The organism is Methylobacterium gregans (genome assembly GCF_022179245.1).
GTDB classification, from domain to species: domain Bacteria; phylum Pseudomonadota; class Alphaproteobacteria; order Rhizobiales; family Beijerinckiaceae; genus Methylobacterium; species Methylobacterium gregans.
Genome location: NZ_BPQM01000096.1, coordinates 1 through 20247 on the forward strand (window position 1 = coordinate 1; position 20247 = coordinate 20247).

General features: G+C 70.8%; 22 protein-coding genes. 6 read left to right on the top strand and 16 right to left on the bottom strand.

The features are described from left to right. From MFF54_RS18545 to MFF54_RS18565, 5 genes are all read right to left on the bottom strand, one after another. A partial coding sequence (locus MFF54_RS18545) for a pseudouridine synthase (protein WP_238304297.1) occupies positions 1 to 1937 on the bottom strand: 1937 nt, incomplete at its 3' end. Positions 1938 to 2000: 63 nt separating this feature from the next. After that, positions 2001 to 3161 carry a hypothetical protein gene (locus tag MFF54_RS18550; protein WP_238304298.1) on the bottom strand — a complete coding sequence of 387 codons (1161 nt, stop codon included), beginning with the start codon at positions 3159 to 3161 and terminating at the stop codon, positions 2001 to 2003. Further along, on the bottom strand, positions 3158 to 3817 hold the full coding sequence (locus MFF54_RS18555; RefSeq protein WP_238304299.1) for a LysE family translocator: 660 nt from the start codon (positions 3815 to 3817) through the stop codon (positions 3158 to 3160). The genes MFF54_RS18550 and MFF54_RS18555 overlap by 4 nt, the downstream gene beginning before the upstream one ends. 73 nt (positions 3818 to 3890) lie before the next feature. Continuing rightward, positions 3891 to 4067, bottom strand: a complete 177-nt coding sequence (locus MFF54_RS18560; protein WP_109951603.1) for a DUF1328 domain-containing protein — start codon at positions 4065 to 4067, stop codon at positions 3891 to 3893. Positions 4068 to 4125: 58 nt separating this feature from the next. After that, positions 4126 to 4320 (bottom strand): CsbD family protein, encoded by a 195-nt coding sequence (locus MFF54_RS18565; RefSeq protein WP_238304300.1) that lies wholly within the window; start codon positions 4318 to 4320, stop codon positions 4126 to 4128. 137 nt (positions 4321 to 4457) lie between these two features. Between MFF54_RS18565 and MFF54_RS18570 the strand changes: the two genes are divergently transcribed. Then, entirely contained in the window at positions 4458 to 4928 is a 471-nt protein-coding gene (locus MFF54_RS18570; RefSeq protein WP_238304301.1) for a nucleoside deaminase, read from the top strand. A gap of 10 nt (positions 4929 to 4938) precedes the next feature. On the opposite strand, the gene MFF54_RS18575 is transcribed toward MFF54_RS18570, so the two are convergent. The 10 genes from MFF54_RS18575 to MFF54_RS18620 form a co-directional block, all read right to left on the bottom strand. Continuing rightward, positions 4939 to 5364, bottom strand: coding sequence for a helix-turn-helix domain-containing protein (locus tag MFF54_RS18575; RefSeq protein ID WP_238304302.1), 426 nt, complete (start codon positions 5362 to 5364; stop codon positions 4939 to 4941). Positions 5365 to 5602: 238 nt separating this feature from the next. Continuing rightward, positions 5603 to 7594, bottom strand: coding sequence for a DNA mismatch repair endonuclease MutL (gene mutL / locus MFF54_RS18580; protein WP_238304303.1), 1992 nt, complete (start codon positions 7592 to 7594; stop codon positions 5603 to 5605). A 68-nt stretch (positions 7595 to 7662) separates the two neighbouring features. After that, positions 7663 to 8049 (bottom strand): fluoride efflux transporter CrcB, encoded by a 387-nt coding sequence (gene crcB / locus MFF54_RS18585; RefSeq protein WP_238304304.1) that lies wholly within the window; start codon positions 8047 to 8049, stop codon positions 7663 to 7665. Positions 8050 to 8159: 110 nt separating this feature from the next. Then, positions 8160 to 8513, bottom strand: a complete 354-nt coding sequence (locus MFF54_RS18590; RefSeq protein ID WP_238304305.1) for a hypothetical protein — start codon at positions 8511 to 8513, stop codon at positions 8160 to 8162. Between the two features lie 550 nt (positions 8514 to 9063). Continuing rightward, complete coding sequence (locus MFF54_RS18595) at positions 9064 to 10050, bottom strand: branched-chain amino acid ABC transporter permease (protein ID WP_238304306.1); 987 nt, start codon at positions 10048 to 10050, stop codon at positions 9064 to 9066. A gap of 22 nt (positions 10051 to 10072) precedes the next feature. After that, a complete protein-coding gene (locus tag MFF54_RS18600) occupies positions 10073 to 10960 on the bottom strand; it encodes a branched-chain amino acid ABC transporter permease (protein ID WP_238304307.1) in 888 nt (295 codons plus the stop codon). Between the two features lie 56 nt (positions 10961 to 11016). Beyond that, on the bottom strand, positions 11017 to 12222 hold the full coding sequence (locus MFF54_RS18605) for an ABC transporter substrate-binding protein (RefSeq protein ID WP_238304308.1): 1206 nt from the start codon (positions 12220 to 12222) through the stop codon (positions 11017 to 11019). A gap of 84 nt (positions 12223 to 12306) precedes the next feature. Next, positions 12307 to 13041, bottom strand: a complete 735-nt coding sequence (locus MFF54_RS18610) for an ABC transporter ATP-binding protein (RefSeq protein WP_238304309.1) — start codon at positions 13039 to 13041, stop codon at positions 12307 to 12309. Beyond that, complete coding sequence (locus MFF54_RS18615; RefSeq protein ID WP_370880170.1) at positions 13034 to 13798, bottom strand: ABC transporter ATP-binding protein; 765 nt, start codon at positions 13796 to 13798, stop codon at positions 13034 to 13036. The genes MFF54_RS18610 and MFF54_RS18615 overlap by 8 nt, the downstream gene beginning before the upstream one ends. Before the next feature lie 210 nt (positions 13799 to 14008). Beyond that, positions 14009 to 14275: a hypothetical protein gene (locus MFF54_RS18620; protein WP_238304311.1), complete on the bottom strand. Its 267-nt coding sequence runs from the start codon at positions 14273 to 14275 to the stop codon at positions 14009 to 14011. A 212-nt stretch (positions 14276 to 14487) separates the two neighbouring features. Here MFF54_RS18620 and MFF54_RS18625 point away from each other — a divergent pair, with 212 nt between their 5' ends. From MFF54_RS18625 to MFF54_RS18640, 4 genes are all read left to right on the top strand, one after another. Beyond that, a complete protein-coding gene (locus MFF54_RS18625) occupies positions 14488 to 15633 on the top strand; it encodes a DSD1 family PLP-dependent enzyme (RefSeq protein WP_238304312.1) in 1146 nt (381 codons plus the stop codon). Positions 15634 to 15647: 14 nt separating this feature from the next. Beyond that, complete coding sequence (locus MFF54_RS18630; protein ID WP_238304313.1) at positions 15648 to 16040, top strand: RidA family protein; 393 nt, start codon at positions 15648 to 15650, stop codon at positions 16038 to 16040. Positions 16041 to 16103: 63 nt separating this feature from the next. Beyond that, complete coding sequence (gene hemF, locus MFF54_RS18635; protein ID WP_238304314.1) at positions 16104 to 17030, top strand: oxygen-dependent coproporphyrinogen oxidase; 927 nt, start codon at positions 16104 to 16106, stop codon at positions 17028 to 17030. Further along, positions 17027 to 18145: an ATP-dependent DNA helicase gene (locus MFF54_RS18640; RefSeq protein ID WP_238304315.1), complete on the top strand. Its 1119-nt coding sequence runs from the start codon at positions 17027 to 17029 to the stop codon at positions 18143 to 18145. Before hemF ends, MFF54_RS18640 begins: the two co-directional genes overlap by 4 nt. 53 nt (positions 18146 to 18198) lie before the next feature. Here the strand turns inward: MFF54_RS18640 and MFF54_RS18645 are convergent, their stop codons facing one another. Further along, on the bottom strand, positions 18199 to 19473 hold the full coding sequence (locus tag MFF54_RS18645) for an aspartate aminotransferase type Ic (RefSeq protein WP_238304316.1): 1275 nt from the start codon (positions 19471 to 19473) through the stop codon (positions 18199 to 18201). Between the two features lie 172 nt (positions 19474 to 19645). Here MFF54_RS18645 and hslV point away from each other — a divergent pair, with 172 nt between their 5' ends. After that, positions 19646 to 20185 carry an ATP-dependent protease subunit HslV gene (gene hslV, locus MFF54_RS18650; RefSeq protein WP_370880174.1) on the top strand — a complete coding sequence of 180 codons (540 nt, stop codon included), beginning with the start codon at positions 19646 to 19648 and terminating at the stop codon, positions 20183 to 20185. The last annotated feature ends 62 nt before the right edge of the window (positions 20186 to 20247 follow it).

Sequence of the window (20247 nt, forward strand, 5' to 3'; positions counted from 1 at the left end):
CGCGGCGGCCTGCCGCCCGGCCGCCCGCCGGCGCCGCCGCCCGGCCTGCCGCCCGCGCCGCCCGGACGCCCACCGCCGGGCTTGCCGCCGGCCTTGAAGCCGCTGGGCCGTGCGCCCCCCTCGCCGCGGCCGCCGAACCCGCCGGGCTTGGCCCCGGGGTTGCCGCTTGGCCTGCCGCCGGGCCTGCCGCCAGCCTTGAAGCCGCCGGACTTCTCGCCGCCGAACCTTTCGCCGCCGAACTTGGCTCCCGGCTTTCCGCCGAACTTGCCAGCGGGCCGTCCCGCCGCGCCGCGCTCCTCGAAGCTGCGGCCCTGCGGGCGATCACCCGTCGCGGGCCGGCCTTCCCGGCGCGGCGCTCGCGCCCCGTCCGCACCATCCCAGGGCGCACGCTCGGCGCGGGCCGGACGATCGGTCCGTGCTGCCCGGTCCGGGCGCGGAGCGCGGTCGGGCCGCGGCGCCCGCTCGCTGCGGGCCTCGTCGCGCGGGTAGCGCTGCGGACGCGCCTCGCCGCGGGGCGCACCCCCATCGTCCGCCTTGGCGTAGCGGCCGCGCCGCTTCGGGGGCTCCGCGGCCGGCTCCTGCGGGCTCGGCCCGAGGCGCTCGACCAGCACGCGCCGCTCGCCGCTCTTGATCGCGCCGACGCGTTCCCGTCCGCGCTCCGCGGCGGCCGCGCGCTCGATCTTCGGATCCGCGCCGCGGCGGGGCGGCCGGCCGGGCCGCTGGGTCTCGCCCTCGTCGGCCCGCCAGACAGAGCGGCGGGGACCTGGGCCCATGCCGCCGGTCGGCACCCGCTCGGGCGCTGCCGGACGCGCCGAACGCTCGCCGCCGTTGCGGGAGGGCCGCTCGCCGCGCTCGCCCCTCTCGGCGCGCTCGGTCCGGCCCTCCGGGCGGCCCGGTTCCTGTCGGGCCGTCTCCTTCTGCTTCGGCGACCCGAAGGGCGCGATCGGCTCGCGCACCGGGCTCTCGAAATCGACGCCGGCCTGTTCGGCCAGCGTCTTGCCGAGCTGCTCTTTCAGAACCTTGGTGCGGATCTCCTCGGTGAGCCCCACCTCGAGGTCGCCGAGCTGGAAGGGGCCGAAGGAGAGCCGGATCAGCCGGTTCACCTGGAGACCCAGATGCTCGAGGATGCGCTTGACCTCGCGGTTTTTGCCCTCGCGCAGGCCCATGGTGATCCAGAGGTTGTCGCCCTGGACCCGATCGAGCGTCGCCTCGATGGGGCCGTACTCCATGCCGTCGATGGTCACGCCCTTGCGCAGGCGGTCGAGTTGGGCCTGATCGGTGTCGCCGTGGGCGCGCACGCGGTAACGGCGCAGCCAGCCCGTATCCGGGTGTGCGATCACCTTGGCGAGGCCGCCGTCGTTCGTCAGCAGCAGCAGACCCTCGGTGTTGATGTCGAGCCGGCCCACCGCGACGACGCGGGGCATGTCCTCGGGCAGCGCCTCGAACACGGTCGTGCGCCCCTCAGGGTCGCGCGCCGTGGTGACGAGGCCGCGCGGCTTGTGGAAGATCCACAGCCGGGTGCGCTCCCGCTCCGGCAGCGGCTCGCCGTCGACGAGGATGCGGTCGGCCTCCGTGACGTTGACGGCCGGCGAGTCGAGGACCTGCCCGTTGAGGCTGACCCGACCCGCGGCGATCATCGCTTCGGCGTCCCGGCGCGATGCGATGCCGGCGCGTGCCATTGCCTTGGCGATGCGCTCGCCCTCGAAGGCGCTTTCCTCGGCGGCCTCGCTCGGCGCCGACGGCTTCGCGGCGCCCTCGGGCGCGCGGCGGCGCAGCGGAGCGTCGCCGCCCGCACGCTCGGCCCGTTGATCTCGGGCCTTGGGCCGCCGCTCGGGATCGGGCTTCTCGGTGTTGGCGTCGGTCGCGGGTGTCCAGACCTGCGCTGACGGGTCGTCGGCCCGCTCGTCGCGGCCGCTCTCGGATGAATTGTCGCTCATGCGCCAAGCCCATAACAGAGGCCGGCCGGTCGCGCGAGACGTCAGATCAGCTCCGCGCGGCCGCTACCGGCGCAGGCGCGCCAGCCAGGCGCCGAGCCCCGCGGGCGGTGGGTGCGCGGGCGCCGGCTCCGGAGGCGGGAGCGGCCCCTCGGCGAGGCGCCAGCCCGCCGACCAGAAAAGCTGGCCTCGCGGCGCCCGCGCGACGAGGCCGATCCGGATGCCGTCGCGATCTTCCCGGATTCGCGCCGAGACCCAGACACGCTGCCAGCATTCCCGCCGGGCCGTGTCGGCCTCGGCCCAGGCGAGGCGCTCGTAGTCGAGCGCGGCGAAGACCTGCGTGCCGGCGAAGTCCGCGGGCAGCCAGATCCAGGCCGAGACGGTGTGGATCGGCCCGCGGGCAAGGCCGCGCGCGTCGAGAGCCTGCCGGAACGACGAGATCCCGTCCGGCCCCCGCGTCGCGTGGAGCCGCGGCTTCGGGCCCCGCACCGTGCGGACCGGCCGTGCGGGCGGCAGGCCGGGGTCATGGGGTAGGCCGCGGTGCAGCCGCTCCGCACTGTCGCAGAGGAGGAGCCAGGGTTCGAGATCCACGTCCCAGGCGACCTCCTGGGGGGCGAAGCGTCGGACGTGGCCCTCCATCACCCCGTCCGCGACCCATCGCGCCGGCTCGGGCCTCCAGTCCGGACCGGCGGCGGCAACGCGCAGCAGCGTCGAGGGACCGTGGCGTCGGATCGCCCGGACGAGCCGGTCGAGGTCGGCCGCGTCCTCCTCGGGGCCGACCTTGCGCACAAGGATCTTCGCGCCCTGGCGAAGCTCCGCAAGCATCCGCCGCTTGAGATGGGCGATGCGGCCGTATTCCCGCTCCAGCAGAGCCGCCGGATCGACTTGCCCGACGGCCTGCGCGGTGTTCGACCAGATTCCGTAGCGGCGGCTCGCGCAGTAGTAGGTGCCGCTCTCGGCCTCGGCGAGGTGCAGGTCGTCCGGTGCGCCGAAGGCCGTGAAATCGCTGTCGAGGGCGTGGATGAGGTCGGCGAGCGGCGTGTAGGAGAAGCGCAGCAGCCCCGAGGGCTCGGCGCCGCCGTAGCGCTGCACGAATCCGAACTCGCAATTGCCGCCGAGGCTGCGGAAGGCGTGCAGCCGGGACGCGATGTCGGCGTCGGGCAGCGCGGGGGCGGTCTCCGCAGGCGCGCCGGGCGGGGGTTCGGCCAGGGCGCGGGCGCGGCTCACCGGTGACCGCCGAGAAGCGCCGCACCGAAGCCGAGGAAGATCGCCCCTGTGGCCCGGTCGAACAGGCGCCGTGCGCCGGGGCGGACCAGCAGCCTGGCGATCCGGCGACCGCCAATGCCGTAGACCGCGTACCAGAACGCTTCCGCCGCCGCGAAGGTGAGGATCAGAACGAGGAATTGCGGCGACTGGGCGTGGGCCGGATCGATGAATTGCGGCAGGAAAGCCGCCACGAACATCAGGAGCTTCGGGTTGCTCACCCCGATCAGGAAGCCGCCGCGGAACAGACCGACGGCTGAGGGCGCGCGCACGAGACCTGTGGCTGGATCGGCGGCCGTGCCCCCGCCCTGCCAAGCCCGGATCCCGGCCCAGGCAAGATAGGCCACGCCCGCGTAACGCAGGATCTCGAAGAGCAGCGGCGAAGCGGCGAGCACGGCGCCGAGACCGGCGGCGGCCGCGATCAGCACCAGCACGAGGCCGGACAGGCAGCCCGCCATCGCGAAGACGCTCGGCCCCAGACCGTAGCGAGCGCTGCGGGTCATCACGTGCAGCATGTTCGGGCCGGGCGTCCCCGAGAGCAGGAAGACCGCGCCGAGGAAGAGCCACCACGTCTGGAGCGTCATGCCGGCGTGATAGCGCGGAGCGGGCTCGACGTCCAAACGGTTCTGGAAACGCGAAGAGGCGGCCCGGGCGGGCCGCCTCTTCATAACGTTCGTTCAGGTTCGATCGGGTTCAGAGCCTCGGCGCGCGGCCGCGGATCACGCCGAACACGGCCGAGATGAGGAACAGGGCGATCGCGACGAAGAACACGATCTTGGCCGCCTCCATGGCGGTGCCGGCAATGCCGCCAAAGCCGAGGAGCGCCGCGACGAGGGCGATGACGAGGAATGTTACGGCCCAACCGATCATGGTAATCTCCGGTGCGTTTTCGTTCTGCGTTATGTCGTGACTGCGCGCGGCGGCGATCTCAGAGCTTGCCGCCCACGGCGTCCTTCACGGTGTCCTTGGCCTCGCCGACGCCGCGCTGGGTCGTGCCCTTCAACTCCTGCGCCTTGCCCTCCGCCTTCAGCCGGTCATTGTCGGTGAGGTTGCCGATGCCCTGCTTGGCATTGCCGACGGCCTCGTTGACGGCACCCTTGATCTTGTCGGTGGTGCTGCTCATGGCATTGTCCTCGCGAATATCTCTGCTGCGGCTTGGCCGCTTCGGGGACAGAACGGTGAGCTTCGGCGAAGTGTTCCACGGATCAGCCCGGCCCGCCGCACCAGCGGCGCACCCTGTGCACAGCTAGGAGCGGCGGGGTGGCGGCACCGATCCCGGTCCTCGGGCGGATCGATCCGCTCGATCTCGCCTTCGCTGCGGCGCGGCGGGCCGCGGAGGCCGGCGAGGTCCCGGTCGGAGCGGTCGTGATGCGCGACGGCGCGGTGCTGGCGGTCGCCCACAACCAGCCGCGGGCACTTCGCGACCCGACGGCACACGCGGAGATCCTTGCGATCCGTGCCGCCTGCGCCGCGGTGGGCAACGAGCGGCTGACCGGTTGCGATCTCTACGTGACCCTGGAGCCGTGCCCGATGTGTGCCGGGGCGATCAGCTTCGCGCGGATCCGGCGCCTGTATTTCGGGGCTGCCGACGCGAAGGGGGGCGGCGTCGAGAACGGGCCGCGCGTGTTCGACCAGCCGACCTGCCACCATGCCCCGGATGTCTATGGCGGCTTCCGGGAACGCGAGGCCGCGCAACTGCTGCGGGATTTCTTCGCGGGGCGGCGGGGCTGACCCGGGCCGGTCAGAGCCCGTCGTCTGTGAGGCGGGTGCGCTGGCTGATGCGCGCGGCGGCCTTGACGAGGTTCAGGATCTCGCGGCGCATATCCTCGTCCGAGATCGTCTCGTAGGCCTGCAGGAGCGAGAGCGCGCCGCTCTCCTGCAGCATGTCGAGACCGCTGACGGGCGCCTCGGAGCCGGGATCCTCCGCGAAGAAGACGGAGACCGGCACGCCGAGCCGATCCGCTATGGCGCGCAGGCGGCCGGCGCCGATCCGATTCTTCCCGGCCTCGTACTTTTGCACCTGCTGGAAGCTGATGCCGAGCGCGTCGGCCAGCATGGTCTGGCTGATGCCGCTCGCCGAGCGCAGGAGAGCGATGCGGTTGCCGATGCTGTGATCGGTCTCCGTGGTCTGTTTCGGCTTCGCCGAAGGCGTAGCGGTTTTAGGCATGATGGCTCGACGACCTTGAGTTGAGCGAAGTACGGAAGGCCACTCTCGATCCGGGCTGCCGTATGTCTGGCGAGGCACTCAGGTACCTCGCCACGACGGCGTTGATCTATATCAACCTCGTTGCTCCTGTGTGAACAAAAAATGTTCAGGGCTGCGCCTGCGCGAGTGAGGCTCGTCAGCCGAAATCCCGGGGTAGTCCCGGTGTTGCAGTCGCGCTTGCCGTAGACGTCTCGTGCTATCAGCGCCGGCCGAACAGGCGCTCGATGTCGTGGAGTGCCAGGGCGACGGAGGTCGGCCGGCCGTGATTGCACTGGCCTGCATTCTCTGTCGCCTCCATCTCGCGCAGGAGCGCGTTCATCTCCTGCGGGCGTAGGCGGCGCCCGGCCCGGATCGAGCCGTGGCAGCTCATGCGCGAGAGGATCGCGTCGAGGCGGCGTCCGAGCGGGCCGGTCTCGGCGGCGGCGGCACCCCCCTCCTCGTCGCCGCCCGCTGCCAGGGCGTCGAGGATGTCCGCGACGAGCGCCCGCAGGGCAGCGCCCTGCAGGATCGCCGGCATCTCCCTCACCAGGATCGCGCCGGGACCGAACGCCTCGATCGACAGGCCGAGCCGCTCCAGGTCCCCCGCCGCGGCGACGATGCGCGCAGCCTCGTCGGGCCCGAGCTCGACCACCTCGGGGATCAGCAGGCCCTGGCGCGCGATGCCGCCGGCCGCGCGTTCGCGCTTCAGACGCTCGTAGACCAGCCGCTCGTGCGCCGCGTGCTGGTCGACGATGACCATACCGGTGCGGGTCTGGGCGATGATGTAGGTCTCGTGCAACTGTGCCCGGGCGGCGCCGAGCGGGAAATCGAGGGCGCCTTCGCCCTCCGGATCCGGTAGGAAGGCAGCGGCCTCTGGCGGCAACTCGGATGCGATCGGGCGCGCGAAGTCCGGATCGGGCGCTCCGGTCGGGCCGGCCGGATGCGCCGGGCGCGGCTCCGGCTCCAGCAGGGCCTGGGCCGCCTCGCCGAAGCCGCCCGGCGGGGGTGGCCTGTTCAGGCCCGCGAAGCCCGGTGGGGCGGCGAAGGAAGGTGCCCGCACGGGACCGGCCGCGCGCGTCGTTTGAAACAGGCTCGGCGCGCTCTCCCCGCTGTAGCGACTCAGAGCGGGTCCTGGCTGCACCGGTACCGTCCGCAGGGCTTCCAGTGCGCGGGTAGCGCCCGTCGTCGCCGTCCGGGCACCGGCGCGACGAAGCGCCTCGTGGATCGCGCTGATCACGAGCGCCCGGACGAGGCCGGGATCGCGGAAGCGCACCTCGGTCTTGGCTGGGTGCACGTTGACGTCGACGAGCGCCGGATCGCAGGCGATGACGAGGCCGAGCACCGGGTGCCGGTCGGAACTCATCGTGTCGGCGTAGGCGCCTCGGATGGCGCCGAGGAGCAGCCGGTCGCGCACGGGCCGGCCGTTGACCACGAGGTGGATGTGGTTGGCCGCACCCCGGTGGAAGGTCGGCAGCCCGACATGCCCGCTGATGGCGAAACCCTCGCGGGCGAGGTCGACGGGCAGCGCATTCGGGGCAAACTCGGCCCCGAGCACGCCCGCGAGCCGGCGCAGGGACGCTGCCGGGCCGTCCCCCTCCTCGGCCGGCAGGACCAGGGGCGTGCCGCTCTCGCTGCGCAGGGTGAAGCGGATTCGCGGCTTGGCTACCGCGAGGCGCCGCACGATCTCGGAGACGGCCGCCGTCTCGGCCCGGTCGGATTTGAGGAACTTGAGCCGGGCCGGGGTCGCGGCGAACAGCTCGCTGACCTCGATCCGGGTGCCGCGCTGGGCGGGGGCGGGCCTCACCTCGCCCTTTCGGCCGGCATCGACCGTCAGGGTCGCGCCCTGCTCGGCCTGCGCCGTACGGGAGGTGAGCGTAAGCCGCGAGACCGCTCCGATCGAGGGCAGCGCCTCGCCGCGGAAGCCAAGGGTGTCGATGCGGAAGAGGTCGCCGTCCGGCAGCTTGGAGGTGGCGTGGCGCTCGACCGCCAGCGCCAGATCCTCCGGCCCCATGCCGATCCCGTCATCGACCACCCGGATCAGACGGCGCCCGCCGCCCTCGATCGTCACCTCGATCGCCCGGGCACCCGCATCGATCGCGTTCTCGACCAGTTCCTTCACGGCCGAGGCCGGCCGCTCCACCACCTCGCCCGCCGCGATACGATCGACGAGGATGGGGTCGAGGCGACGGACCGGGCGGGCGGAGATGGACATTGGGACGGACTATAGCGCCGCCCGGCGCGCGGAGCCACGGCTGCTACCGCAACCGTGCGGGCGCTCCCTCACGGTACGGGCAGGAGCGCCCGGGTGAGGGCCAGGCCCGCCACCAGTCCGGCGAGGCCGAGCCCGACCGAGGCCGCCACGTAGAAGGCGGCCGCCCCGGTCTCGCCGCGCTGCCAAAGGGTGATCGCGTCGAGGGAGAAGGTCGAGAAGGTGGTGAAGCCGCCCAGGATCCCGGTCGTCAGGAACAGGCGCAGGGATTGGGGGGCCTCGCCACGCAGCGCGAAGGCCGCTGCCAGTACGCCCATCAGGAACGAGCCCGCGACGTTGATCAGCAGGGTGGCGAGGGGAAAGCCCAGCGCCGGCGCGAGGCGCGCGACCGCGAGGTTGATGCCGTGGCGGACGCCGCCGCCCAGACCGGCACCGAAGATGACGATGAGGGCATTCATGGCTCTTGTCCGCGCGGCGGCCCGGCCGGTTTCGGTTGGATCGGGGGCCGGCCCGCCTTACGGAATCGTCCGCACGGCTGTCAAAGCGCGGGCGACCGGATGAGGGCGCCTCAGGCCCGGCGCGTGGCTGGACCGCCGAGGCTGATCCGCGCCGCGCCGCGCAGACCGTGGCTCGGCGGGGCGTAGGGCCGGCGCGAGAGATCGTGCAGCATGTTGCCGACGAGGCCCGCCGCGCGCCGCAGCGTGGTGCCTTCGCAGGTGGCGGCGATGCGGATGCCGAGCTCGTGGGTGTGGCTGCGGCCGTAGAGATAGACCGCGAGGCGCGCACGCACGGCTTCCGGAATCCCCTCCACGATCTCGTCGAGGGACTCGGGTTCGGCACGCGCGATCCGGCCGAGGGTTTCAGGGGGGACGGGGCAGTCCCGGACGGGATCGTCGACGCTGAGCGCGGGGGCTCGTTTCATGGCGGCACCTGGGAATGAATAATTGTCGCCAGGGTGCCGCGGATTGGTTAACGAAGCGTAACGACCCGAGATCTCGCAAAGACAGTTGCACGAACGCTACAGAATAGCTTGGCCGCTGCGAGATCAATTTTGGAGCTGCACAAGCCCTATGCGGCTCTGCTGCGCGCGAAGGCAGTGTAGGCGCGGGTCATGACCTGCCTGAAACGGCGCGCAGCGCCACGGATCCGCGGCATGCCGGGACCGTTGGGAAGCTGTGCGTCCTTCAAACGCGGCACGGCGAAGCTTGTTCCGGCGCCCTGGGCGGACCGAGCTGGCGAGAAATTTCGGCGCCGGGGCGTGGCCTCGCCGTCGCTGATGCGCAGGCTTGGGACGCTTCGTGCGGACCAGCGTAACGCGAACGACCGGCTCCCGCCGCCCACTGTCTTGAACGGGCGTCAGCGCCCGATCGTCGCGTGGCGTTCGTCGATCGCCCGGCGTGCCTCTCGCGTCGCGGCCGTGTTCGGTGGCGGGGCGCTTCGTCCGCGCGTCGGCGCTCAGGCTTGGGCCGGCCTCACAGCGGCCGGCCGAGTCTGCGGGCCAGGAGCCCGAGGATGCCCTCGCGGAACAGGAGCACGCAGAGCACGAAGACGGCCCCCTGGATCACCGTGACCCAGGCGCCGAACTGGGCCAGATAGGTCTCCATCGTGACGATCACGAGGGCGCCGACGATCGGCCCGAACACCGTGCCCATGCCGCCCACCAGCGTCATCAGCACCACCTCGCCGGACATCGACCAGTGCACGTCGGTCAGCGAGGCGAGCTGGAACACGATCGCCTTGGTGGCGCCGGCCAACCCTGCCAGCGTCGCCGAGAGCACGAAGACCGCGAGCTTGTAGCGGTTGACCCGGTAGCCCAGCGAGATCGCGCGGGGCTCGTTGTCGCGGATCGCCTTCAGCACCTGCCCGAAGGGCGAGTGGATGATGCGGTAGATGAGCAGCATGCCGCCGAAGAAGATCAGCGCCACCACGGCGTAGAGCACCCGGTCGTCCGCGAGGCCGACCAGCCCGAACAGGTTGCCCCGCGGAACCGCCTGGATGCCGTCCTCGCCGCCAGTGAACGGCGCCTGCAGCGAGAAGAAGAACGCCATCTGCGCGAGCGCGAGCGTGATCATCGAGAAGTAGATGCCCTGCCGCCGGATCGCGAGCGCGCCGAAGACGAGGCCGAGCAGACCCGCCACCAGCGTTCCGGCGAGGATCGCGAGTTCGGGCGTCAGGCCCCAGGTCTTGGCAGCGTAGGCCGAGACGTAGCTCGCCATGCCGAAATAGGCGGCGTGGCCGAAGGACAGCAGCCCGCCGTACCCGAGCAGCAGGTTGAAGGCGAGCGCGAACAGCGCGAAGCACAGCACCTTCATCAGGAAGACGGGATAGAGCACCAGCGGCGCCAGCGCGAGCGCGAGGGCGATGCCGAGGAAGACGCGGCGGTGCAGGGCCCGGTCGTCACGGCTCTCGGGCCGGGCGGCCGCGATCGGGGCGGGGTCGAGGGCGGCGGTATCGGCCATGGGGATACTCCTTCGACCGCTCTCAGGCCGTGCGGCCGAACAGGCCGGCGGGTTTGACCAGCAGCACCAGCACCATGATGACGAAGATCACCGTCGCGGAGGCTTCCGGGTAGAACACCTTGGTCAGGCCCTCGACCAACCCGAGGCCGAAGCCGGTGATCACCGAGCCCAGGATCGAGCCCATTCCGCCGATCACCACCACGGCGAAGACCACGATGATGATGTCGGCTCCCATATTCGGGTTGACCGAGTAGATCGGCGCCGCGAGCACGCCCGCGAATCCGGCGAGCGCCACGCCGAAGCCGTAGGTCAGCGTCAGGAAGAGCGGCACGTTCACGCCGAAGGCCTGGACGAGGGTGGGGTTCTCGGTCGCGGCACGAAGATAGGCGCCGAGCTTCGTCTTCTCGATGACGAGCCAGGTGGCCAGGCACACGGTGAGCGAGGCGACCACCACCCAGGCCCGGTAATTGGGCAGGAACATGAAGGGCAGCCGCTGACCGCCCGACAGCTCCGCGGGGATCGCGTAGGGCAGCCCCGAGACACCGTACTGGTTGCGGAACAGGCCCTGGATGATCAGCGCCAGCCCGAAGGTCAGCAGTAGCCCGTAGAGGTGATCGAGCTTGTACAGCCGCGCGATCAGCAGCCGCTCCAGCAGGATGCCGAACACGCCCACCACCAGCGGCGCCAACCCCAGCGCCCACCAGTAGCCGAGACCCAGATAGGTGAGCAGCATCCAGGCCACGAAGGCGCCCATCATGTAGAGGGCGCCGTGCGCGAAGTTGATGATGTTCAGAAGCCCGAAGATGATCGCGAGCCCGAGCGAGAGGATCGCGTAGAACGAGCCGTTGATCAGCCCCAGCAGGAGCTGGCCGAACAGGGCCTGGGTCGGCACGCCGAAGATCGTCGTCATGATGGCTCACGCATCCGTGCGACGCCCCGCCCGGTGGCGGGCGGGGCGGAAGAAGATCAGCCCTTCACCAGCGGGCAGCCGCCCTCGCCCAGCGGCCGGAAGACCTCGTTGCCGGGGATGGTAGCCAGCGTCTTGTAGAGGTCCCACGCGTCCTTCGACTCGGCGGGCTTCTTCACCTCGAACAGGTACATGTCGTGGATCTTGCGCCCGTCCGCGCGGATCGTGCCCTTGCCGAAGAGCGGATCGTCGGTGGGGATCTCCTTCATCTTGGCGACCGCCTTGGCACCGTCCTTGGCCTCGTTCTTCAGGGCCGCCACCGCCTTCAGGTAATGGATCGTGCCGGCATAGACGCCGGCATGGTTGGCGGTGGGCTTCCTGCCGTTCATCTGCTTCGAGAAGCGCTCCGAGAAGGCGCGGGTACCGTCGTTGAGGTCCCAGTAGAACGGCTCGGTGAGGACCAGCCCCTGCGCCACCTTGGTGCCGAGCGCGTGCACCTCCGAGGAGAAGACGAGGAGGCCCGCGAGCGCCTGGCCGCCGCCGGTGATGCCGAACTCGCCCGCCTGCTTGATCGCGTTGATGGTGTCGCCGCCCGCATTGGCCAGCCCGATCACCTTGGCGCCGGATCCTTGAGCCTGGAGCAGGAAGGAGGAGAAGTCGGCGGTCGGGAACGGCGTCTTGACCGAGCCCACCACCTTGCCGCCGTTCTTTGTGACGACCGCCGCCGTGTCGCGCTGCAGCGTCTGGCCGAAGACGTAGTCGGCGGTGAGGAAGAACCACGTGTCGCCGCCGCGCTTCACCATGGCGCTGCCGGTGCCGTTGGCGAGCGCCACCGTGTCGTAGACCCAGTGCACGGTGTTGGGCGTGCATTGCGGGCCGGTGAGGTCGGCGGTGCCGGCGCCCGAATCGATCAGGACCTTGTTCTTCTCGCGCGTGACCTGATTGATCGCGAGCGCCACCGAGGAGGTGACGCCGTCCATGATCGCGTCGACGCCGTCGCGGTCGTACCATTGGCGGGCGATGGCCGCGCCGATATCGGGCTTGTTCTGGTGGTCGGCGGAGACGACCTCGACCTTCACGCTCGGATCGATCTTGGCGAAATCCTCCACCGCGAGGCGGGCGGCCACCACCGAGCCCTCGCCGCTGATGTCGGAGTAGACGCCGGAGCGGTCGCCGAGCACGCCGATCTTGACGGCGGTCTGCGCGAGCGCCCCGCCCATCGTCAGGGCGCCGAGCGCGCTCGCGAGCAGAACGGATCTCAGCATCTGTCCTCGTCCTTCGTATCGGCTTCGGCTGTCCCGCGCCCAAGGCGGTCGGCCGGCCAGTGTCGTGTTGATCGGGCGGGGCGCTCAGACGCCCAGATAGGTGTGGAGCTTGTCGATATTGGCGTCGAGATCGGCATTCGGGATCATGTCGACGACACGGCCCTGCTCGACCACGTAGTGGCGATCGGCCAGCGTCTGGGCGAAGCGGAAATTCTGCTCCACGAGCACGATGGTGTAGCCGTCCGCCTTCAGCTTCAGGATCGTACGGCCGATCTGCTGCACGATGACGGGGGCGAGGCCCTCGGTCGGCTCATCGAGCAGGATCAGCTTGGCGCCGGTCCTCAGGATGCGCCCGATGGCGAGCATCTGCTGCTCGCCGCCCGAGAGCTTGGTGCCCTGGCTTCCCGCCCGCTCCTTGAGGTTCGGGAAGAGCGCGTGGATCTCCGCCACCGACATGCCGCCGGGCTTCACCTTCGGCGGCAGCATCAGGTTCTCCTGCACGGTCAGGCTCGCGAAGATGCCGCGCTCCTCCGGCACGTAGCCGAGCCCCAGACGGGCGATCGAGCGCGAGGGCATCCCGATCGTCTCGACGCCGTCATAGGTGATCGAGCCCGAGCGCTTGGCGAGGATGCCGATAATGGCCCTGAGCGTCGTGGTCTTGCCCGCGCCGTTGCGCCCGAGCAGTGTCACCACCTCGCCCCGGCGCACGTCGAGGTCGATGCCGTGCAGCACGTGGCTCTCGCCGTACCAGCCCTGCAGGCCGCGCAGCGCCAGGAGCGGGGCGGTGGGTGGATTCATCGCGCGCGCCGCCTCAGGCATGACCCGACCCGATATACGCCTCGACCACGCGGGGGTCCTTCGACACGCTGGCGTAGTCGCCCTCGGCGAGCACCTGTCCGCGCGCCAGCACGGTGATGCGGTCGGAGAGCGAGGCCACCACTGACAGATTGTGCTCCACCATCAGTATCGTGCGGTCCCTTGCGATCCGTCGGATCAGCCCCGCGGTCCGGTCCACGTCCTCGTGACCCATGCCGGCCATCGGCTCGTCGAGGAGCAGCATCTCGGGATCGAGCGCCAGCGTGGTGGCGATCTCGAGCGCCCGCTTGCGGCCGTACGAGAGCTCCGCCGCCTGATGTTCCGCGAAGGTCGACAGCCCGACCGCCTCGACGAGCTCGAGCGCCTCGCCGTCGAGCGCCCGCAGCACCCGCTCGGGCCGCCAGAAATCGAAAGAATCGCCGCGCCGCCTGCGCTGGAGGGCGATGCGCACGTTCTCCAGCACGCTCATGTGCGGAAACACGGCGGAGATCTGGAAGGAGCGCACCAGCCCGAGCCGGGCGACGTCGGCCGGCTTCATGCCTGTTATGTCCCGGTCCTTGTAGCGGATCGAGCCGGCACTCGGCTGGAGGAACTTGGTGAGCAGGTTGAAGCAGGTGGTCTTACCGGCGCCGTTCGGGCCGATCAGCGCGTGGATCGTGCCGCGCACGACCTCAAGATTCACGCCGCTGACGGCGCGAAATCCCTTGAACTCCTTTGTCAGGCCGGTCGTCGCCAGGATGACGTCCTGTGTCAAACGCATCCCTCCCATGTGATTTCCGGGCAGGTTTAGCGTTCGGCGGCGGCCGGCGTCCACCGCATTTCGAATTCAGTCGGGGACAAAGCACAGCCGCTGATACCGCTTCCGGTTGCGTTGTCGCACGCTCCGCGAGCGTCGTGGGGAACATGAAAAAGGGCGGGGCTCGCGCCCCGCCCCTGTCAGGTCCGGTCTGTCAGGTCCGGTCCGTCCGGCTCAGTAGGCCGGACCGCCCGAGGTCTGGCCGTACTGCTGCACCGGGAAGTTCTGCTGGTTCGCGTTGCCGGCCTTGGCCGAGCTGACCGCGCCCCATCCGTCGCGCTGCTGTGGGCGAGCGATCCCGATCGAGCCCGTGGTGATGTCGTCGTAGGCGCTCACCGCTGCGCGCTCCGAGTGCGGCCAGTTGCCGGCCTGTGCGAACGCGGCCGGAGCGGCGAGGCTCAGGACAATCGCGACGGTGGCGGTGGCGAAACGGGTGGTCATCGAAAGTATCCGGTCTCTGTTCTGCGACCTCAAGGCGGTACGGATGCTGTGTCCGCGCGATGTAGGAGGCCTTTGTTCTTGCACGCACCGGATATGGGTGCGGCCCGAAGTACCCGACGTGTGGGCGAGCACATGCACGATCGATCCGCCTGCCGGGCTGGCGCCGTGGTGGACGAGGGCGTATCCGGGGCGGACCTTCGGCGGAGACGGATATGGCGGACGCGACCGGGCTCGAGGCACTCGACACGCCCTGCCTGCTCCTCGACGAGGCTCGGCTCCGGGAGAATGTCGAGCGGATGCGCGCGCGCCTTGCTGGGCTCGGAGTGGCGTTCCGCCCCCATCTCAAGACGGCAAAGTCGCGCGATGTCGCCCGGTTGGCCATGGCGGCGCCGGAGGGGCCCGCCATCGTCTCGACCCTGCGGGAGGCGGAGTACTTCTGCGAGGCCGGCCTGCGCGACGTGATCTACGGGGTGGGCATCGCGCCGGACAAGCTCGCTCGCGTCGCGGCCGTGCGGGCGCGCGGCGCCGATCTCGCGGTGATCCTCGACTCTCTCGAACAGGCCGAGGCGGTCGCTGCGCACGCGGCCCGCACCGGCGATCCCCTCCCCGTCCTGATCGAAGTCGATGCGGACGGACACCGCTCCGGCGTCGCGCCGGACGACGCGGAGACGCTCGTCGCGATCGGGCGCCGGCTCGTCGCCGGTGCGGCGAGCCTGCGCGGCGTGCTGCTCCACGCGGGTCACAGCTACGCGCTGAGCGATCCCGAGGCACTCGCCGACGCGGCCGAGGCCGAACGCGTCGCCGCGGTCAGCGCGGCCGGGATCCTGCGCGCGGCCGGCCTGCCCTGCCCCGTGGTCAGCGTCGGCTCGACACCGACCGCCCGCTTCGCCCGGGATCTCACCGGCATCACCGAGGTGAGGGCCGGGGTCTTCATGTTCGGCGACCTGTTCCAGGCCGGCGTCGGCGCGGTCGAGCCGGAGGACATCGCGCTGAGCGTGCTCGCGACGGTGATCGGGCACCAGCGGAAGAAGGGCTGGATCATCACGGATGCCGGCTGGATGGCGCTGTCCCGCGACCGCGGTACGGCGCGCCAAGCGGTCGACCAGGGTTACGGCGCGGTCTGCGACCTCGCGGGGCGGCCCTACCCGGACCTGATCGTGGCCGACGCGAACCAGGAGCACGGCATCGTGGCGCTCCGACGCGGTTCGGGGGCTGAACTGCCCGATCTGCCGATCGGCGCGCGCCTGCGCATCCTGCCGAACCACGCCTGCGCCACCGGCGCGCAGCACGACCGCTACCACGTTCTCGACGATGCCGGCCGCGTCGCGAAGATCTGGCCCCGCATCAACGGCTGGTAGGGAATCCCAGGACCATGACCGATCCGATCGAGCGCGTCGCCACCGCCGCCGTGCCGACGCCCGCCGGGCACTATGCGCAGGGCACGGCGTGGCGCGACCTCGTCTTCGTCTCGGGACAGTTGGGCCCGCGCCCCGACGGCACGCACACCGCCGACGAGCCCTTCGAGACGCAGGTGCGGCAGGCGCTCGCCAACCTGCTCGCCATCCTGAAGCAGGCGGGCTGCGGGCCGGAGCGGGTGCTGCGGGTCACCGCTTACCTCGTCGGCGTCGAGAACTGGCCGCACTTCAACCGGATCTACGCCGAGGTCTTCGGAGACGCGAAGCCCGCCCGCACCGTGGTGCCGGTGCCCGCGCTCAACCACGGCTACCTCGTGGAGATCGAGGCGATCGCGGCCCGGCCGGAATGACCGGGCGGGTGCTTTGATCCGGCGCATTGACGCTCGCGGGGCGGGATGGGAAAGCCTGAGGCCATGACCCGGCCCGAAATGCCCCATCCCCTCCCCTCCGAGGCCGACCTCGCCGCCCTGAAGGCCGAGGCCGGCGCGTGGTTCACGACACTCCGCGACCGGATCACCGGCGCGCTGGAGGCGATCGAGGCGGAGGCGGCGGGCCCCTTCCACGCCGACGCGCCGGTTGAGCCGCAGGCCTTCGTGAAGACGCCTTGGGAGCGCACCGACCATACGGGGGCCCATGGCGGCGGCGGCACCATGGCGATCCTGAAAGGCCGGGTGTTCGAGAAGGCGGGCGTCCACGTCTCGACCGTGCACGGCGAGTTCGCCCCCGAGTTCCGGGCGCAGATGCCGGGCGCGGCGGAGGACCCGCGCTTCTTCGCCACCGGCATCTCGCTGATCGTCCATCCCTGGAACCCGCACGTGCCGACCGTGCACATGAATACCCGCTTCGTCGTGACGACGAAGGCGTGGTTCGGCGGGGGCGCCGACCTCACCCCCGTGCTCGAGCGGCGGCGCACGCAAGATGATCCGGATAGCCAGCTCTTCCACGCTCGCCTGCGGCAGGCCTGCGAGGCGCACGCGCCCGCCGCCGACTACGCCCGCTACAAGGCGTGGTGCGACGAGTATTTCTGGCTGAAGCACCGCAACGAGCCGCGCGGCATCGGCGGCATCTTCTACGACTATCACTGGACCAGCGATCCCCAGGCCGACCTCGCCTACACGCGGGACGTGGGCCTCGCCTTCCTCGACGCCTATCCGGAGATCGTCCGGCGGAACCTCGGCACCCCCTGGACCGAGGCGGACCGCCACGAGCAGCAGGTGCGGCGTGGGCGCTACGTGGAGTTCAACCTGCTCTACGACCGGGGGACGATCTTCGGCCTGAAGACCGGCGGCAACGTCGCCTCGATCCTGTCCTCCCTGCCCCCCACCGTGCGCTGGCCGTGACGGATTCGGTCCCGACCCGGTTCGCGCCGCAGCAGGAGGCGGCGCTGAAGGCCATCTCCGCCTGGCGCAAGGGCGGGGGCGATCAGGTCTTCCGCCTGTTCGGCTACGCGGGCACCGGCAAGACCACGCTCGCCCGCCGCATCGCCGAGGACGTCGAGGGCTCGGTCGTCTTCGGCGCCTTCACCGGCAAGGCGGCGTCCGTGATGCGGGCCAAGGGCTGCCACGATGCCGGCACGATCCACAGCCTGATCTACCGTACCAAGGAAGCGGAGGAAGGCGGGCCGACCTTCACGCTGAACCGCTCGGGACCCGCCGCCAAGGCCGACCTCATCGTCATCGACGAGTGCTCGATGGTCGATTCGGACCTCGGCAACGACCTCCTCTCGCTCGACAAGCCAGTCCTGGTGCTGGGCGACCCGGCCCAGCTGCCGCCGGTGCGCGGCGGCGGCTTCTTCACCGAGGCCGAGCCCGACGTGATGCTCACCGACGTGCACCGGCAGGCCGAGGACGACCCGATCATCCGCATGGCGATGACGGTGCGGGAGGGCGGACGCCTGGCGATCGGCTCCTACGGGGCGAGCCAGGTGATCTCCCGGCGCGACATCGATTCGGAGCAGGTGCTCGACTGCGATCAGGTGCTCGTCGGGATGAACAAGACCCGGCGGCTCTACAACAACCGCCTGCGCGAGCTCGCCGGCCACACCGATCCGATGCCGGCGGTGGGCGAGAAGCTGGTCTGCCTGAGGAACGACCGCACCAAGGGCTTGCTCAACGGCTCGACCTGGACCGTGAAGGCCCTGCGCGCCCCGCCGCGCCCCGACATGGTCCGGCTCGACGTGGTGCCGGAGGACGACCCGGCGCTCAGGCGGCGCGCCACCGACATCAAGGTGCTGCGCCAGATCATCTCGGGAAGCGAGGAGGAGGTCCCGCTCTACCTCCGCCGCGAGACCGACGAGTTCACCTACGGCTACGCGCTGACCGTGCACAAGGCGCAAGGGTCGCAGTGGGACAAGGTGGTGCTGTTCGACGAATCCTTCGCCTTCCGCGAGCACCGGGCGCGCTGGCTCTACACCGGACTGACGCGGGCCGCCGAGGCCGTGACGGTGGTGGTGTAGGTGCGCGCAATCTCCCTCCCCCGCAGAGGGGGAGGGTTCGGTTCGGGCCGGCTTCAGCCCAGCCGCGCCTCGACGGCGGCGAGCAGCGTGCAGAGCGCCACGGCCTCGGCGGCCTTGCGCACATCCGCGAGGCTCGGGAAGGTCGGAGCGATGCGCAGCGTCCGGTCGTTCGGGTCCTTCCCGTAGGGGTGCGTCGCCCCGGCGGGCGTCAGCGCGATGCCGGCCTCCTTGGCGAGCGCCACGACGCGGCTCGCGGTGCCGTCCTGCACGTCGAGGGTGATGAAGTAGCCGCCCTTCGGCGCGCTCCACTGCGCCACGCCCTGGCCGCCGAGCCGGGCCGCGAAGGCCTCCTCGACAGCGGTGAATTTCGGCGCGATCAGCTCCCGGTGCTTCTCCATGTGCGCGGCGATGCCGGCATCGTCGCGCAGGAAGCGGACGTGGCGGAGCTGATTCAGCTTGTCCGGGCCGATCGAGCGGCGACCGGCCTGGGCGAGGTACCAGCGCACGTTCTCGGGCGAGGAGGCCCAGAGCGCGAGGCCGGCGCCGGCCAGCGTCACCTTCGAGGTCGAGGCGAAGATGAAGGCCCGGTTCGGGTTGCCGGCCTCCGCGCAGGCGTCGAGGATGTTGGCGAGCTCCGGGCGCTCGGCGCTGAGGTGGTGCACCGCGTAGGCGTTGTCCCAGAAGATCCGGAAGTCGGGGGCGCCCGTCTTCATGGAGGCCAGGCGCCGCACAGTCTCGGCGCTGTAGGTTTCGCCGCTCGGGTTGGCGTATTTCGGCACGCACCAGATGCCCTTGACGCTCGGATCGGCCACGGCCTTCTCGACCGCGTCCATGTCCGGGCCCGCGCCCGTCATCGGGATCGCGATCATGCGGATGCCGTAGCCCTCGCAGAGCGCGAAGTGGCGGTCGTAGCCGGGCACCGGGCACAGGAAGGTGATCGGCTCCTCCTTCGACCACGGGCCCTTGCCGCCCGGCACGCCCTTGAGCAGCGCGTACACGATCGTGTCGTGCATGAGCGCGAGGCTCGAATTGTTGGCGACGACGATCTGGTCGGCGGGCGCGCCCATCAGGGTCGAGAACAGGGCGCGGGTCTCCGCGAGGCCCTGCAGGTTGCCGTAGTTGCGCGCGTCGGTGCCGTCCTCGGCGGTGGTGTCGCGGTTGCCCGGCAGCGCCAGCATCTCGGCCGAGAGGTCGAGCTGGGCCGAGGCCGGCTTGCCGCGGGTCATGTCGAGCTTGAGGCCCTGAGCCTTCAGGGCCTCGTACTCTTGCACTAGGCCGGCGCGCAGATCGGTAAGGGCATCGGACGACAGTTCGGACAGCGGCGGCATCGGCCGGGGCTCCTGTGCGGGTGTGAGCTGTTGCGCGCCCTTCCGACCCAAATCGCCGCCGCCGTCAAGCGCCGCGTTGGCATTCGGGCGCGTCAGCGCTTACGTGCGGCGCGGGACGCAACTCCCGGACCGGACGGAGACAGCCTTGGCCGAGCACGACGCCCTTCCCACGATGCACGCGACGACGATCCTGATGGTGCGCAAGGGGGGGCGCGTCGTCATCGGCGGCGACGGTCAGGTCAGCCTCGGCCAGACCATCGTGAAGGGCAATGCCCGCAAGGTCCGCCGCCTCGCCAAGGGCGCGGTGATCGGCGGCTTCGCGGGCGCGACCGCCGACGCCTTCACGCTGTTCGAGCGGCTGGAGGCGAAGCTGGAGCAGTATCCCGGCCAGCTCACCCGCGCCTGCGTCGAGCTCACCAAGGATTGGCGCACCGACCGCTACCTGCGCCGCCTTGAGGCGATGATGCTGGTGGCCGACAAGGAGGTCAGCCTGCTCCTCTCGGGGGCCGGCGACGTGCTGGAGCCCGAGACCGGCGTGATGGCGATCGGCTCGGGCGGCAATTTCGCGCTCGCCGCCGCGCGGGCGCTGGAGGACAGCGAGCACGATGCGGAGACTATAGTCCGCAAGGCGATGAAGATCGCCGCCGACATCTGCGTTTATACCAACGGCTCCCTCGTCCTAGAAAGCCTGGACGGAGCATCTGCAACATAGATCCTGCTGTTAATCGGAGTTTGATATATTATGCCCATGGTGCCGCCCCGGGGGACGGGTTC